The sequence below is a fragment of the Carnobacterium maltaromaticum DSM 20342 genome (genome assembly GCF_000744945.1).
In the GTDB taxonomy this organism is placed as follows: Bacteria; Bacillota; Bacilli; order Lactobacillales; family Carnobacteriaceae; genus Carnobacterium; species Carnobacterium maltaromaticum.
The window spans coordinates 24084-38835 of sequence record NZ_JQMX01000001.1 but is presented as its reverse complement, the minus strand read 5'-3'; the positions used below and the strand labels follow the sequence as shown (position 1 = coordinate 38835).

General features: G+C 29.4%; 19 protein-coding genes. 4 read left to right on the top strand and 15 right to left on the bottom strand.

Annotated elements, in window-relative coordinates; all coding sequences use genetic code 11:
* Window position 1: 1 nt before the first annotated feature.
* From BR77_RS00210 to BR77_RS00195, 4 genes are all read right to left on the bottom strand, one after another.
* On the bottom strand, window positions 2–1048 hold the full coding sequence (locus BR77_RS00210; protein WP_035063695.1) for a hypothetical protein: 1047 nt from the start codon (window positions 1046–1048) through the stop codon (window positions 2–4).
* A gap of 13 nt (window positions 1049–1061) precedes the next feature.
* Entirely contained in the window at window positions 1062–1244 is a 183-nt protein-coding gene (locus BR77_RS00205; protein ID WP_035063694.1) for a hypothetical protein, read from the bottom strand.
* 57 nt (window positions 1245–1301) lie between these two features.
* On the bottom strand, window positions 1302–1523 hold the full coding sequence (locus BR77_RS00200; protein WP_035063693.1) for a hypothetical protein: 222 nt from the start codon (window positions 1521–1523) through the stop codon (window positions 1302–1304).
* 404 nt (window positions 1524–1927) lie between these two features.
* Window positions 1928–2242 carry a hypothetical protein gene (locus BR77_RS00195; RefSeq protein ID WP_035063692.1) on the bottom strand — a complete coding sequence of 105 codons (315 nt, stop codon included), beginning with the start codon at window positions 2240–2242 and terminating at the stop codon, window positions 1928–1930.
* Between the two features lie 775 nt (window positions 2243–3017).
* On the opposite strand from BR77_RS00195, the gene BR77_RS00190 reads away from it, so the two are divergent.
* Window positions 3018–3950 carry a helix-turn-helix domain-containing protein gene (locus BR77_RS00190; protein WP_307781481.1) on the top strand — a complete coding sequence of 311 codons (933 nt, stop codon included), beginning with the start codon at window positions 3018–3020 and terminating at the stop codon, window positions 3948–3950.
* 49 nt (window positions 3951–3999) lie between these two features.
* Here BR77_RS00190 and BR77_RS18240 read toward each other — a convergent pair whose 3' ends face one another.
* Window positions 4000–4950 carry a helix-turn-helix domain-containing protein gene (locus BR77_RS18240; protein WP_051926636.1) on the bottom strand — a complete coding sequence of 317 codons (951 nt, stop codon included), beginning with the start codon at window positions 4948–4950 and terminating at the stop codon, window positions 4000–4002.
* 588 nt (window positions 4951–5538) lie between these two features.
* Here BR77_RS18240 and BR77_RS00180 point away from each other — a divergent pair.
* On the top strand, window positions 5539–6471 hold the full coding sequence (locus BR77_RS00180; RefSeq protein WP_035063690.1) for an AAA family ATPase: 933 nt from the start codon (window positions 5539–5541) through the stop codon (window positions 6469–6471).
* Window positions 6455–6766 carry a hypothetical protein gene (locus BR77_RS00175; RefSeq protein ID WP_035063689.1) on the top strand — a complete coding sequence of 104 codons (312 nt, stop codon included), beginning with the start codon at window positions 6455–6457 and terminating at the stop codon, window positions 6764–6766. Before BR77_RS00180 ends, BR77_RS00175 begins: the two co-directional genes overlap by 17 nt.
* Before the next feature lie 529 nt (window positions 6767–7295).
* Here BR77_RS00175 and BR77_RS18235 read toward each other — a convergent pair.
* From BR77_RS18235 to BR77_RS00130, 10 genes are all read right to left on the bottom strand, one after another.
* On the bottom strand, window positions 7296–7859 hold the full coding sequence (locus tag BR77_RS18235) for a hypothetical protein (RefSeq protein ID WP_051926634.1): 564 nt from the start codon (window positions 7857–7859) through the stop codon (window positions 7296–7298).
* A gap of 922 nt (window positions 7860–8781) precedes the next feature.
* On the bottom strand, window positions 8782–9006 hold the full coding sequence (locus BR77_RS00165; protein ID WP_035063688.1) for a hypothetical protein: 225 nt from the start codon (window positions 9004–9006) through the stop codon (window positions 8782–8784).
* Window positions 9007–9038: 32 nt separating this feature from the next.
* On the bottom strand, window positions 9039–9281 hold the full coding sequence (locus BR77_RS00160) for a hypothetical protein (protein ID WP_035063687.1): 243 nt from the start codon (window positions 9279–9281) through the stop codon (window positions 9039–9041).
* A gap of 2 nt (window positions 9282–9283) precedes the next feature.
* Window positions 9284–9907 carry a recombinase family protein gene (locus BR77_RS00155; protein ID WP_051926632.1) on the bottom strand — a complete coding sequence of 208 codons (624 nt, stop codon included), beginning with the start codon at window positions 9905–9907 and terminating at the stop codon, window positions 9284–9286.
* A gap of 384 nt (window positions 9908–10291) precedes the next feature.
* Window positions 10292–10417, bottom strand: a complete 126-nt coding sequence (locus BR77_RS19345) for a hypothetical protein (protein WP_257613117.1) — start codon at window positions 10415–10417, stop codon at window positions 10292–10294.
* A gap of 22 nt (window positions 10418–10439) precedes the next feature.
* Complete coding sequence (locus BR77_RS00150; RefSeq protein ID WP_035063686.1) at window positions 10440–10925, bottom strand: thioredoxin family protein; 486 nt, start codon at window positions 10923–10925, stop codon at window positions 10440–10442.
* A 55-nt stretch (window positions 10926–10980) separates the two neighbouring features.
* Entirely contained in the window at window positions 10981–11808 is an 828-nt protein-coding gene (locus BR77_RS00145; RefSeq protein ID WP_035063685.1) for a hypothetical protein, read from the bottom strand.
* The gene (locus tag BR77_RS00140) at window positions 11795–12736 is read right to left on the bottom strand and encodes an ABC transporter permease subunit (RefSeq protein WP_051926630.1); all 942 of its coding nucleotides are present in this window, start codon (window positions 12734–12736) and stop codon (window positions 11795–11797) included. The genes BR77_RS00145 and BR77_RS00140 overlap by 14 nt, the downstream gene beginning before the upstream one ends.
* A 215-nt stretch (window positions 12737–12951) precedes the next feature.
* On the bottom strand, window positions 12952–13143 hold the full coding sequence (locus BR77_RS00135) for a hypothetical protein (RefSeq protein WP_035063684.1): 192 nt from the start codon (window positions 13141–13143) through the stop codon (window positions 12952–12954).
* A gap of 29 nt (window positions 13144–13172) precedes the next feature.
* Window positions 13173–13484 carry a hypothetical protein gene (locus BR77_RS00130; protein ID WP_035063683.1) on the bottom strand — a complete coding sequence of 104 codons (312 nt, stop codon included), beginning with the start codon at window positions 13482–13484 and terminating at the stop codon, window positions 13173–13175.
* Between the two features lie 782 nt (window positions 13485–14266).
* Between BR77_RS00130 and BR77_RS00125 the strand changes: the two genes are divergently transcribed.
* Window positions 14267–14464 (top strand): CsbD family protein, encoded by a 198-nt coding sequence (locus tag BR77_RS00125; protein ID WP_035063682.1) that lies wholly within the window; start codon window positions 14267–14269, stop codon window positions 14462–14464.
* Window positions 14465–14752 lie beyond the last annotated feature (288 nt).

Here is a 14752-nt window from a genome sequence, read left to right as displayed (position 1 = left end):
TTTACCAATCAAAGCCTTCCCAAGTATTATTTCCACCTGTACCGTTATTATGACTTCCATCTCCAATAATTCCACCGGTACCATTGGTTGTACCATTCCATGAAGTCTCAGGTGCTGGGCTTGACGGTTGTTCTGGTGCTGGTGTTACTGGTTGTTGCGTAGCTCCGCTGTTGCTGTTATTCCCTTGAGAACCGCCAGCTGGTGGCGTGCTATTACTAGAACTATTGTCCGTATAGCCTGCATTTGAAGAGTTATCACCATTTTGTATGTTTGAATTATTAGTTGCTGCGCTAGCTTTTTCTTGTTCCGCTTTAGCTTGAACTTCTTGTTGTGCCTGCACTGCTTGTTCTTCAGCAACTACCGCTTGCTCTTTTTCAGATAATTTGGTATCGACAAGAACTAATTTTGCTGTTAATGCTTCTTTTAATGTTACTTGTTTAAGCGCTATAACATTATCTAAAGCTGTTTGATAAGCTTCTCTCGTCACATCATCTTTAACAGTCTCTTTATCGAAAAAGCTGTTAACTTGGTTCTCAACATCTTTAGCTAGTTTAAAACTTGCTTTAGCAACATTCAACTTTTCAGTCTCTTTTTTTGCAAAGACTTCTTTTTTATCTTGCAATTGTTTAATTAGATCACTTAGTTTATCAAAATCTTTTTCATTTAGTGTTGATTTTGCCACGCCTTCACTTTCGTACATGTCTGAAATAGTATTCTTAACATATACCATCTGTGGGGCTGTTACTAATTCATGAAGTTTTTTCTTTGTTGCTTTATTCATTTCACGACCTAACTTATTAGCTGTAAAGCGTTTTGCGTCATCAATAGTCTTTTGTTCCACATTGTCTTTAACGTCTGTGTACGTCTTATCAGTGTATATAGTAGCTAAATAGCCATCAACACTTTTTTCAAGTTCCTTATCTGCTTCATTTTGTTTCTCTTCAGTTTTAACTGCGCTGTTTGCTTGTGCAACATAAACACCGCCACCAACAACTGCTATAGCTAAAACACCTGCACTAACCAACGTAACTAATTTTTTATTTTTCATTTTTAACTCTCCTCTATTTTTTGTATTTGATAAAATCAGGAGGATTACATTCGTATTCTCCATCTTTCAATGCTAGATAATAGGCTTCTTTAAAAGTAACTTGATACGAAACATCTTTATCCAAATTCTCAATTATATTTCCATTTCCATCAACAAACTTTAAAATAAAATTTTTATCCACTATTGCTACTCCCATAACAAACGCTCCTTGTATAATGTATTTAATTCAAGAAAAAATAGTTTGTCAAAACTATTATACCATTTGACAATTATTTTTATAAGACAATAAATCTTCAACCTCTTCACAAGATAAAACCTTTTGCACTCTATTAAAGGCTGATAGTACAATTTGCTTAGCTTTTTCTTCAGTTGTTCCAAAATCCAAAACAATTGATTTGTTAATTATTTTTTTATCAGTTGTTAAAAATGAAACAAAAAATGTTGTTTTATCTTCCCAATGATCTTCTACCCTCATATTTATCTACTCCTTTCAATATTTTTGTATTTTCAACTGATTCTGTGATTTACAATGAACTCTTATTTTCAAAAAATTAAAGTCTATTGCGTAGTTTGGAGGCAATACTACGAACCTTTATGAAATAAAATACTTAATTAGTGTTTTGTGTAACTCCTAATTAATTTACTCCAACGTTTTAATCCAGTTTGAGTACACTCTGGCAACATAAGTTAATTGTTTTAAGACCACTGTTGACTTGCGAGATACCTTTTAGGTGTCTGCATTCTACCCTACCAGCTTCGGTAGTAACATTCCTAAACAGTTATTGGAATGCAGTAGTTTATTTGCTTTATGTAGTTGTCAAAGAGCATTTTTTGCGAGTTCAACGCAAATCACAAAATCAGTTTTTATATCCTGTTTCTTTATTGTTTGACTGCTATTTTACTTTTTTTCTGTTTCTGTTTCCGAACAAATCTCACGCTAACAAGTTTTCGTCCAATACCTTTTCGTTTTGCAATAATTAATCCATTTTTGCGAACATTTCTTATTTCATGAAATATTGATGTTAATAACTTCAAACCATTTTCGTGACTATAAACGTTTCCTTTACCAACATAAACATATTCAGATTTATCAAAAAGATAAAAGCTACAACCAATTTTTGCTATTTCTTCAATTTCTATAACTTTCCCAAAAACTTCTCGGTGCGTTTTAGTATTATAATTAATCAGCGTCATTTTATAGCCTCCTTTCTAAGCTTAAATTAGGAACGAGCAAACAAACAAAAAGAGGGGACTATCACAACAACAGAATTGTTAGTGATAGTCCCCTCTTAAAACTAATATACACAGCACAAATAGTTAGTAAAAATTTAGAATTTTTCTGAATTTTTTGCAGTAGTCATAAAATCAAATAAACACTTTTATGAGGAATTGCAACAATTCAATAGGAAAAACTGACTAAATTTGTTATACTAATACTCGTGGCTATGAACAATAGTCACAATAGGAGAGCCATTCTAAACCGGTCTGTTTAGAAAAACTAGTGAACTTTCTTACTGTGCTGATCCTGAATATAGAGCTGGGGAGCTTTTATATTCGGAGGAGCAGTTTGGAAAAGTAACTAGGCTCTTCTTTTTTTGTTTGTTTAAACTCGTTGTACAAAGCATACCATTAGTATTTAAATCGGTCAACTAATTAATTGATTTATATCCATGGTAAAACAACTGTCCAAATATTAACATGTGCAAATGCACTAATAAATCTCTCCATATTTTTCACCTCCATATTTGATTTACTTCTTACATATTTATTATTCTACTTTATAATAATATAAATACAGATATTTTAAAAGGCAATGGGTACATCTTACCCGCAATTTTCCAATATTTTCTCATATTTCGATAAAAAACACCTTTTTTACAATAAAATCGCGTTTTCATGGGTAACATGTACCCATTCCATTGACAATATAGTATAATTGTAGTAGGGGTCATAAAAAAAGGGGGACGCTATTATAGATATTGGACTATTTATAAAAAAAGTTCGTATTGGTAAGAATATGACTAAAGACGAACTTGCTGAAAATATTGTCACTAGAAAAACACTTGCCAAGATTGAAAACAATCAAATATCACCATCATTAGAAATATTGACTCAAATCTTTAATAGATTAGGTTTTGAATTTTCAGAGCTTAACCACATGCTTAAAAATAACTTTGAAAACACATATCTTAATTTAAAAAAAGAATTTATAGGACTTTTAGAATCTTCTGATACCGTTAGTAAAGCTGAATGGATTAATTTTGAAAAAAGATTAGCGCTTGAAAAAACAGCAAATCAATGGGTATTAAATTTATATTTAGTTTTTAAAAGTAGATTGGAAAATTCTGATTTCATTGCACCTCTAACGGATATAGAAATAAACGACATTAAAGATCAGTTGCTTTCAAAGTCAATTCATTCACTTACAGACTATAAAATTCTAGGTAATTTAACAACACTGATTCCATTTGAAATAATTGAAAGACTTTATTCTCATTTATTTCCTGTTAAGTTACCTGAAATTAGAAATGATGAATTTAATCAAGTGGTCATTCAGGCTTATAACAACATTTTAACTCAAACAATAAAATATGACTGGCATATCAAAACTAAATATTATTTAAGCGAAGTAATAAAAGAACCGCTAGCTAATTCTGATTACTTGTGTAAATTACAAATACTTTATTTAGAACAGCTTAGTCTCTTTTCAGAAACTGGAAATCCCATATATAATTCAAAAGCCTTTTATTATGCCAACATAGCTAAAGACTTAGGTGATAATCTACACTATGAATCATTAGTTGCTGAATTAGAAAAATTTAGTAATAAAACCATTACTCTTTTACCTGAGATCAAAATGCCAATGATTAAAAACAGATTGATAAATCCTTCGTCTGACTAGTTCTTAAGACAATACAATCTTAGTATTGTCTTTTTTTTATATTTAAAACCTATTCATTTTGTAGATAATTGTGTATTGGAACTTTTAGCTTATCAGAATTTACACTAGTATTTAGTGAGTTTTTTTCAAGAACCATATTTTCAAATGTTGTATACAAAGCTTTGAACATATAACTTTCGATTTGTTTTATTTTGTCATCTGTTTTGATTTTATGATATAAGCGCCTTAAAGTCTGTTCAATGTCTTCTTGCCAGGCATCACTTGAATCTAATAGCAATATCGTATTGTAATCATTTTGAGCTTTCTTCTTAGCTCGTAGTATAAGTCCAATTGTATTTTCAGCTTCTTTAGTCGTATCACTGAACAATCCAATTAATTCCAAAATATCTTCAGACAAAAATAGTTGGTCTCTTTGAGTTTTTGCAAATTGTGTCAACAATTCAAGTTGTTGTTTTTTCTGCTTTTCCGTATCGGTTTTTGTATCTATGTTTGTATTTGTTAATTTTAAACTGTTAATTTTAGTATTGTTAATTATATGTCCTTCATTTTGAAGGGTACCCCCTCCTTCATTTTGTGGGATACCCCCTCCTTCATTTTGAAGGGTACCCCCATGCTGTTGTTCATTATTATTATTGACTTGGTTAATTTCTTTTAATTGTTGAGGATTTGAAACAAGAGTGTACACATTTTTGATAATCATACCTTTAGCGTTTTTTACTTGTTTTACAGTTAAAAAATTGTGATTGATTAATAGTTTTCTGTGCTTGTAAAATCTATTTTCACTGATATTTAGTTCTGAAAGTATTTTTTTTAAACTTGGAAAAGCGCTAGAACCTGCACCAGCAAAACTTACAATATACGCATAAATTGCTTTAGCTTCGATTGTTAATCTTGAATCTTGCATTACAAGTTTAGGCATAATTCCATAACCTTTTGCGTTAACCCCTTCTATTTCAAGAATATCAGGAAGGTTTTCTGTAGGTAATCCGTTATCATTCATACTATGTCCCCCTTTCATTTTCATTGAGTAGCAAAATTATTTTTTAGCTTCTTTTTATTATTTCAAATAATTATTGAGTGTTTAAAGAGCATTTCAATTAAACAATACATCAAACAATATGTAAAGTAAACAACTAATTGTACAAAATATCTTTTGTTCAAAAAGAAAAAAGTATCTTTAGTATCTTAATATCCTAAGTATCTTTAGTATCTTAATATCCCAAGTATCTTATTATCTTTAATGTCTTTATTGTCTATGTATACTAAGTATCTTTTTATCCTTAATATCTTTTTGTTTTTGCACAATTCACATTTACAAATACTTATAAAACAACTTTTAAGGTATAACGAAGTATTAGACAAAAAGAAAAAGATACTAAAGATATTTAATATCTTTAGTATCTTAATATCCTAAGTATCTTAATATCTTTAGTATTTTTAGTATCTTAGTATCTTAAATATCTTAAGTATCTTAAAGATATTTATAGCTTAAACCGAAAAATATCTTTTTTGTTGTTTACTTAGTAATGCAAATGGTATATAATTGTATTAAAGATATTTCTTACAATTTGCTATAGGAGGAGAGACTATGAAAAATAAAAATAAAGCAAGAGTGTTAATTAATGCAAATCAAAAGGGTGGAGTAGGTAAAACGACTACTGCTACTATGGAAGCTGTTATTGCAGCGTTACCTAATTTCAACTTCAAAGTTTTATTAATTGATTGGGATGGGCAAGGGAATGCGACATCATTGTTAGGAAAAACATTTAATGCGAATTTTCCTTGTTCAATTATGCATTGTATTGAGAATAACGACTTACAAATGGGAATTACTGAATTATCAGAGAATCTGCATATGATAGCTGGTGCTAAGGACATAAAAAATTTAGTATACTTTTTGGAAAATAAATATCCAAATAGTGATCCAAACTTTATAGAAAATAGAACATTTCATTTTTCAAAATTGTTAGACTCAATAAAGGACAACTACGATTTCATTATAATTGATGTGGGTCCTTCTACAGATATTAAGGTAGATAATGCCATGGTATGTGCTGATTACATTACTATTATACAAGAAACACAAACGTATTCTTATGAAGGGTCAAAAGATATTGCATATGAATATTTTCAAACGTTAATTGATGATTTTGGTTCTAAAGTTCCTACTCAAATTATGGGCGTACTTTGTGTGTTATTTACTCAAAGGAAAGACCATCACAACAAAGTAATTAATGATACCTATAATACATTTGGAAGAAATTATACCTATACTACAAATGTAACTAACTTTTCAAGACTTGAAGAATACCCTGACTATGGTATTAATGTGGTTGATTACCACGATAGAAGGGTATTTGCAACATATGCTGATATATTTGCAGAAACACTAGAAAGAATTAGTTTTATAGAAGAACAAGGTGATATACCTGAAGATTATATTTATCAGAAACAGTATTTAAATGGAAATAAACTTACTAAACTTGCAAAGGAGCTTGATTTGAATGGCTATACTAAATAGAAATAAGGAATCTGCACCTAGACCTAGCGTTGATAATACATCTGACGAACCCATTATTGAAAAGAAAAAACCAGCTGTAAAAAAAGGTAATAAAGAAACAGAATTTAAAGCAACTGAACGTTTGAATTTAAAAGTTAATCCGCCTGATTTGGAAAAACTAAAATTAATAACAAGATTTGAGGGTGGTACTTTATATGGAAAATTTAATAAAATTATTGAGTTTTATTTAGAAAACAACTATGAAGATAGAGACAAAAAAATAATTAAAAGAATATTGGAAAATGGAAATGAATAAAGCAAAAAGAATCTAAAGGTAAATATATCTTTAGATTCTTTTTACTTTATTGTAAGACCATCATAAATCGAAATAATCATATAGCCATCTTATCATAAAAATCATTTTGCACTTGCCAGCGAGTGAGGGTAGCGAAGGGAGCCACTTTTTGCCAATTTCTTTTTTCTTTAAGGTCTGCTATTTAGGTTTGTTTTTTGGTATAATAAGGAGCTGTCACTTTTTAAGCTGAAATCATCAGTAAGAAAGGGGGCATTGTATGATCTATCTTTTCGAATTTTGCATTGCGATTCTGGCAGAAGTAACAGCCCATTACATCTGCAAATGGCTTGATCGCAACGATAATGAATGACAGTAAGCCTGCTCGTTAATCTGAATTGAACGTAAAAAAATACCAACAACCGCCCAGTTGTTGGTATTTGGCATAATATGATCTATCTCTCTTCTATTGTATTGTACCATGTTTTAGTACTTTTTGCTATTGAAAAGTACAAGCTTAGTTGTGTGTCCTTGTTAAGATAAGAAATAGTTTTTACTTCAGCTGTGATAAGCACTGAATGAAGCCTTGTGCAATTTCGTTGAATTGTTCATCTTCTTTATAGATAGAAGTAATCCACGCAGGCATAGGGCGTTTTAATTCTGCATATATTGGAATTAGTGTCTCCATAAACCTGTCAGATCGTTTTTTATCATAAGCTGACGCTATTTTACGTGACGCTGGTAGGATAAGCTGTGACGCATTTTTGTTGCCTTTGGATTCATTTACAATTATTTCAGCTTCTTTAGACGCATTTTTATATAAGTCTATGCTATCAGGTTCTTTAAATTTATTGTGTGCAGATTTGCTGATTTCGTATTCAGCTTGTAGTCTAAGTAATTCATGATAAACCTGGTCTGAAGTTTTGTTATTCATATCTGATAGGCTTGAAATAAAATACATGGGTAGATTTTGTACTTGAACCTCTCGCTTAATCCACATTGAGATAGTGGACTGTCCTATGCCTGTTTTTAGTGAAAAGTCGCTTATTGTCATGGCTAGATTACGTTTAATCATTATTTTTATTGGCGGTTCGCCAGGAGTGTAACGGTCTCTCATTTCCTTGTAGACCTCCTTTGATGTAAGATTATTATCACTATCGTGATAATAATACCACGATAAGTAAGAGTTAGCAAGGCTAGGGACTTTATTAGGTTTTATTAAATAACATTTCTTTGCGTGTTTAATTTATATCGTTAAGTCATACATTTTCATTACTTCTTATTCTTTGTATCTTAAACGTTGTTTTAATAGCTTTTATAATCTATTGCTGCACGTCGATATCAGGCTTTTTGGATCTTCCTGAAGAAAATTTAAAATAACATTATCTCCGAATAATATGTAACCGTAATTTTCCGTTTCATTGTTTCGCAGGTATTACAATAAAAGAAATGAAGAAATTTTAAGGAATCCTTTTATATTAGCATTTGCATTGTGGAAAAATCAATCCTACCGTAATTTTTGGTTCCATTGTTCCCTTGGTACTTTATGGGTATTTTTGCCTATCCCCTCGAAAAGGTGCATTAAGGGATAGAACACCAGCAAGTCCAAGTAAATCGGACATTTTGTAGCTTCAGGTGCCAGCTAAAACAATCCTGCTTCTAACTGAAGGCAGAAAAAGCCCCACTGTTTACGGAAACAGTGGGGTTACCTTTGGTTAAGCATTTGAAGGCTTGTCTTCCTTAGTTGTTGATTCTGTTTTATCCTGATAGTTTTTGTTAGTGAATAGTTCTTTAAAAAATGCTTGTAGCACTGCTTTTTTTTCTTTTCTTGTCATCTAATTTCCCCTTTCTTTGGCTAAACTAATTTCGCTCGATCTGATTTATTTGGTGATACCGCAACTTTCCGTTCCATTGTTCCAGACAATTTAGGAGCTGAAAAATTATTAAAATTAAAGAATGCTTTTAAATCAATGTTTCTCTTTTATTTCTTGCATTCGTACCGCAACTTTTCGTTAAGATGTTCCATCGATACAGTAAGCTTATTCTTTGAGGTTTCTATTTGACGAAACGACTATTGATTTTGAACCTTTAACTACCTTCGCAAATTTGTACCCTTGCTTTTTCAATTCATTTTTTGAAACTACATGATTATTCAACCCACAAAACAGAATAACTGTATTTTCTAATATAGCTGTTACGTTACCAGTAACATTATTTCCCTGGATTGAACTAGCTGAAATTTTATCCCCTATATCTACTTGCATATTTTCTCCTTAAAAATTGTGTTTAGTTGGTTTTATTTATTATTTTTAATCAAATAAGCTGTATGGATGAGATCATTTGTTGACGCAATAAATGCCCTGATTTTTGGCTTTAATTCATTATCTAATGAGCTGATTCTATCTTCCATATCGGATTCATTTTTTATATAAAAATTGCCTTCATCATCAAATTCTAACCAGACTACTGTGACTATCTCGCCTATCCCTACTCTATAAATGGCTGAATGATTATCTATATTGCCTAAATTAATATCCAAAATTATTCCTCCACATGAGCTATTGAGGTACTAGCTTCTTTTTTATTTTCTTGCACCTGGCGTTTGATTCTTTGCAACGTACTTTTACTAAACTCAGTCTCTTTAGCCACTTCTTTATAACTCTTACCAGACATTAATTTTTCGTAGGCTTCCATTTTTCTGGTCGTGAGTGTTGCCTTTGGACGTCCTTCCCGATAGCTCTTATTGGTCTTTTTAGCGTATGCCTTTCCCTCTTGTGTTCTAGTTACAATTAGGTCACGTTCAAACTCCGCAAACGATCCTAGCATATTTAACATCATGGTTTGCAATGGGCTAGATTTCTCAGCGCCATTAAATTCCATTTTGTCGTCGATAAAAATTACTGAAGAACCTTTTTCAATTATTTCATCTACAATCATTCTTAAGTCTCTGATACTTCTTGCCAAACGATCTATTTTCTTAACTAAAACTATATCACCTGGTTTAATTAATTCCAACAATTTTTTTAGTTCATTTCTTCCACTTCGATTTGTGGCAGACATTTTTTCCGAAAAAATTATTTCGGCACCATTTTTCTTCAGTAATGATTTTTGTTCTTTTAATTCTTGACCGAGAGTCGAGACTCTCGCATACCCATAAATTGCCAATTTTCCCCCTCCATTTACAAAAACATACAGAATAGAGTATCTGACTACCCCTCAGGTCAATGATACCAATAAAAAAAAGGGTAGTCAACAACTTATAAGTTGTTGACTACCCTTTTTCGTTACTAGTAATTTTACTATGGTGTTTTTTAATAGTGGCACCCAAACGTACATAAATTACTTAGGCTAAATCAACAAATAGATTACACCCACTTGTTTTACTCAAAAATCAGATTATTTTACCGACCTTAACCCAACTCGCTAACGTTTTTTATTCTTTCTAAATTTTTTCATACTTTTAATTTGGAATGTATCCAGTATTATTAATAAGAAATCAACTAAAATATCCAACGTATTCTCCCTCTTCAAAATATATTTTAAATTATCTTATCTTTTTAAATTTTTATTCTTCTTAATATCGTAGAAATCATCTATAGATTTACTCCATGGACCTAATCCAAAAAATCCCCACACAATTAACCCAAAAACTAAAATTACTTTGCTTTTTTTCATACTGTTATCCCCTATCTGTTAACTATTCAGAAAAAAATTCTTCAAAACTATTGTTCTTTTCATCATATTTTTCAATTTTACTTTTTTCTACCTTAAATAATGAGGGCACATATTCTAAATTAAACTTTTTACTAATTTCCTCATTATTTTCACTCTCTATATTTGTATCAAAGTAATAGATATTTAAATTCTTTTTATCAATTAAAAATTCGAACAAGTTTGGTAAAAAAATTTGGCAATACGGACAGTTATTTCTACCGAAATAAACAAAATATTTTTCTGGTTGAATTGCTTTAATGCGATTTTGATTTTCTATTATATTACCATTTATAAGTAAATGTTGGTTAAGCATATCTTCAATCTGTCTATCATATCGAATAACTTTATTTTCAAATTCTATTTCTTTTCTCTTATTTGCAGTAACGCCACTAATGTTTGCATAAATTAATACAAAAATTAATACTATAAAAATACTTACAAACAACTGAACACTTCTCTTTTTCAACATACTATTCCTCCAAATACTTTAATGATAATTTATCTTAGCCAAAAAAATTTTCTTTTTAATTCACTCTTTTATATACTTTAAAAATAAACTTAACTACTATATATGGTAACCATAGAGTACATAAATAGCTAAATGTATCAAGTGCTGCATTATTAGTCGGAAATTCAAAAATTGATTGTATTTTAGTAAGTGTACCTCCTGTATTAAATTGGAGTTCGATAAAAACCATCACTGAAATCATTTCTAGGTATATCATTCCAATAATACTTTCAAGTGGACGAACCAAATTAGGCACAGTATAACGTAAAAATAGAAATAAGTTTGTATAGCCTAAAGATCTGGCAAATAAAAAATAGTTGGATTGATAGCAATCTTTAATAAATGGCGTCATATACTTGATTAAAAAAATAGTAGGAAAAATAGTAACAATTAAAAAAGGAACAAAAATTACTGGTTGGCTAGCAGTTCCAATAGTATTCAACAGCCTTATTTGAGTCAGTTTGTAAATTTGAATAAAACTCCATTGAAGAAATATAACAATGGCAACAACTGGTAAATTTTCTATTAAATCTAAAATATAGTGTAAATTTTTTAAAAATTTCAGACTAAAAAATCTGTAAAAGAAAGCATAACTTAGAAATAATAGTAACGCAGAAAATAAACTAATCGATATAAGGAAAAGAGAATAATTTTCTGAAAAATTCCAATAATGTTCAAATGTAAATTTCCAAAAAGAAAGGGTAAATAAACTTTCAAAATTTTGTTGAATTGAAGTTCCATTTTCAAGAATTAAATTAAAACTATAAGAGATAAAAGCTAGTAGACCAAACACAATAAGTACTAGCGATACTATATATTTAAAAATAGAACTACATATATTCATATTTTTCTTCCCCTATCAAAATTATTTTAAGTAAACGATTGGTTTGGCTAAGAAAAAATATTAGTATACAGTAAAATAATAGTGGAATTAAAACAGTCCATGGAGAAGTAGATAAATATTTAATATTTTGCCCTATAATACCACTCCATTCATTGGATAATGATATAGGATACTCAACTCCTGCATCTAGTTTTACTTCTATCGTTCCTCCTAGAAAGAGTTGAAAATACGATAGATAGATAAATATTGCAAGATTTTGTATCATTGTTTTAAAAAATAAATTCAAAACTACGATAGATAATTGAGGTCGTAATGAACGGAAAACCATTCTCCATGAACTACTACCTAAAATACGACTCGCCTCAGAATATTCTTTTTTAAACAAATGTAATATTTCAGAATTAAAAATCAAAACTAAATCAGGTATTGTTATTCCCAATAAAACTAGTAACTGCATTAATAATAGCGTAGAGTTTGTTTTAGTATTTGGGGCTTCATTTAAATAAATAACAGAATATACTGGTAATATTAATAATGCTAATAAAAATGGTTTAGGAATTAAACTAAATATAGTTGCAAAATATTTAAACACTGTCACTATAAATGTTTTTTTCCATTTATAAATCGCTAAAAATCCTAAAATAAAGCTTAATGCTATTTGAAAGACACTTAGTACTAAAGAAATACTAAACGTATATTTGAAACCTTGAACCAATTTGCTTAACAATGTAAATCCCACTAAGTCCGTTCCAAAAGGTGGTACAATTTTAGGATTGAAAGGAGGGAATTTAATTTGATTATCTAAAGTAATACTAGAGACACGTGAAACTAAACTATTTTCCAATCCAGTCTCATAAAACAAACTCAACAATAAAAAAATGATAAAAAAAAGACCAATTCCGGCTAAATATATTTTTTCGCGTCTCATGGGTAAGCTAACCTCCAAAAATTTAATTAGATATTTATATTGTTCAACTATTAATTAAATTCGTGAAACAAAAAGGCGAAGTGACCTATTATCACTCCGACTATTTGTATTAATTAAAGTTGGTTAAAAGAATTGTTCTAAGTAACATAATATGCAAAAGAAGAATAATTATAATATCTAATATTTTTCACTCATCTATTATTAATAATCGTTAATTATAGATTTCCCATAGGAACACAAGATGCTTGTGAACGGGGATTTCCATAATAAGATCCACCTTTTTTCATGTACTTGCCTGGAGGGCATGGACCCATTTCTAACTGAACTGCACTCGCATCCTCAGCTACTAAAAAAATTGGTGCAGTAAACAAAATTATAATTGCAACCAAACTTAATCTCTTTTTCATATTTCAATCTCCTTTTAATTTATTATTTTTTAGTTATACATATTGCTTTGAAGATAAATGCACAAAATTATTGCAATGATTAAGAAAATTATTAAAAAGAAGTTTGTTGATTTTTCTTCTAATTTCCTTTCACTTGTTTCAAAATAGGGATTGGTTCTTTTTGCTTCATAATCAGAACTTGTTTTTACAAATCCATCTGAAGGCAACAAACAAAAAACAAGTATTACATAAATAATTGCACTTGTTATATAGATTGAATACCCAAAGGCTAACTTTATTAAAATTGATATAAAAATCGGTATTATAATAAATAAAAGATACTTAAATATTTTTTTACTCATAACATGCTCCTTTCCTCAATTCAATTTAATATAAAATTTGATGGTTTTACCATTAAAATTAAATTAAATATAACCAAACTTTATTTAATTATAATATCATAATAACGCCTTATGTCAATTTATTTTCAAATTTTGATCAATTATATTTTGAATCTCTATATTCGGTTCACATAAAACTGAAAATTAAAATACTGAATGTATTCAAACTATTTACATATGTTAAAACAATGAAAATAAGTTGGCATACATGCTTTCATGATAATTTCAATTTTACAAATAGCGATAATTGGAAAACATTTATGCGCTGTCTTTTATGAATCACTTTTTAAATTTAGCCTAAATCGACAATAAAAATAAAGGAAATATACAATATTGTTTTTTTGCTCATCCATAATAACTTAAATTTATTTTATAAATCTCATCAGATAAGTTTTTTAGCTTCTTATTAAAAAAAATAAACCTTTCTTGTATATATTGGTTTTAAGTAATAAACAAGTATTTTAGATATAAAAAGTTATAGTACATTTTTTCATTATCTCTATCCAATTACTATTTTTAAAAATTAATTTAAGTTATGGATTTCTTATAACTTTATTTCTTTCAATTTTCACTATTTTTCGCTATACTAAAACTACCTTCAAATAATTTTCATCTCTTAAGATGGATTACTTTCTCTCCTGTTTTTTTAGTGGGAGAGTTTTAAGTTTCAGAATCCTAATGAAGGTAATTACGATAGTTTTTTTAACTTAAGTTACTATTATACTAGAATGGAGTTGAAATGCATGACAGATTCAGGAAATATTGACAAAATCAAAGGCAAAGCAAAAGAAGTTGCTGGTAAAGCTACCGGAGATAAAGGTACGCAAGCCGAAGGTCTTATTGATCAAGTAGTTGGGAAAGTAAAAGAAGTTGCTTCTGATGTGAAAGACAACGCTGAAGATCTTATAGAAGATGTTAAAGAGAAGTTTGATAAAAAATAAAGATATAATACTATGAGAGATTTTACAATTTTGAATGTATAATTTCAGGTGTTGATGATTGTATTCATCAACACCTATTTATTTACACAAAATTATTACTAGATCCGATTTAAATCCACTGCACATCAAAAGAGTTTCAAAACGTATAAAAAGAGTAATCAACAACTTTTTTTGTTGCTGACTACTCTTTTTATTGTTACTAGTAATTTTATTATGGCGTACTTTAATGGTAGCTCGCAAACCTACCTACATCACTTAGGAAAAATCATCCAATAAATTACACCCTAT

What these genes read in the sequence shown, in the direction of transcription:
- BR77_RS00210 (WP_035063695.1), bottom strand. Translation starts at nt 1,048, where the DNA reads ATGAAAAATAAAAAATTAGTTACGTTGGTTAGTGCAGGTGTTTTAGCT.
- BR77_RS00205 (WP_035063694.1), bottom strand. Translation starts at nt 1,244, where the DNA reads ATGGGAGTAGCAATAGTGGATAAAAATTTTATTTTAAAGTTTGTTGAT.
- BR77_RS00200 (WP_035063693.1), bottom strand. Translation starts at nt 1,523, where the DNA reads ATGAGGGTAGAAGATCATTGGGAAGATAAAACAACATTTTTTGTTTCA.
- BR77_RS00195 (WP_035063692.1), bottom strand. Translation starts at nt 2,242, where the DNA reads ATGACGCTGATTAATTATAATACTAAAACGCACCGAGAAGTTTTTGGG.
- BR77_RS18240 (WP_051926636.1), bottom strand. Translation starts at nt 4,950, where the DNA reads ATGAATGATAACGGATTACCTACAGAAAACCTTCCTGATATTCTTGAA.
- BR77_RS00180 (WP_035063690.1), top strand. Translation starts at nt 5,539, where the DNA reads ATGAAAAATAAAAATAAAGCAAGAGTGTTAATTAATGCAAATCAAAAG.
- BR77_RS00175 (WP_035063689.1), top strand. Translation starts at nt 6,455, where the DNA reads ATGGCTATACTAAATAGAAATAAGGAATCTGCACCTAGACCTAGCGTT.
- BR77_RS18235 (WP_051926634.1), bottom strand. Translation starts at nt 7,859, where the DNA reads ATGAGAGACCGTTACACTCCTGGCGAACCGCCAATAAAAATAATGATT.
- BR77_RS00165 (WP_035063688.1), bottom strand. Translation starts at nt 9,006, where the DNA reads ATGCAAGTAGATATAGGGGATAAAATTTCAGCTAGTTCAATCCAGGGA.
- BR77_RS19345 (WP_257613117.1), bottom strand. Translation starts at nt 10,417, where the DNA reads ATGAAAAAAAGCAAAGTAATTTTAGTTTTTGGGTTAATTGTGTGGGGA.
- BR77_RS00150 (WP_035063686.1), bottom strand. Translation starts at nt 10,925, where the DNA reads ATGTTGAAAAAGAGAAGTGTTCAGTTGTTTGTAAGTATTTTTATAGTA.
- BR77_RS00145 (WP_035063685.1), bottom strand. Translation starts at nt 11,808, where the DNA reads ATGAATATATGTAGTTCTATTTTTAAATATATAGTATCGCTAGTACTT.
- BR77_RS00140 (WP_051926630.1), bottom strand. Translation starts at nt 12,736, where the DNA reads ATGAGACGCGAAAAAATATATTTAGCCGGAATTGGTCTTTTTTTTATC.
- BR77_RS00135 (WP_035063684.1), bottom strand. Translation starts at nt 13,143, where the DNA reads ATGAAAAAGAGATTAAGTTTGGTTGCAATTATAATTTTGTTTACTGCA.
- BR77_RS00130 (WP_035063683.1), bottom strand. Translation starts at nt 13,484, where the DNA reads ATGAGTAAAAAAATATTTAAGTATCTTTTATTTATTATAATACCGATT.
- BR77_RS00125 (WP_035063682.1), top strand. Translation starts at nt 14,267, where the DNA reads ATGACAGATTCAGGAAATATTGACAAAATCAAAGGCAAAGCAAAAGAA.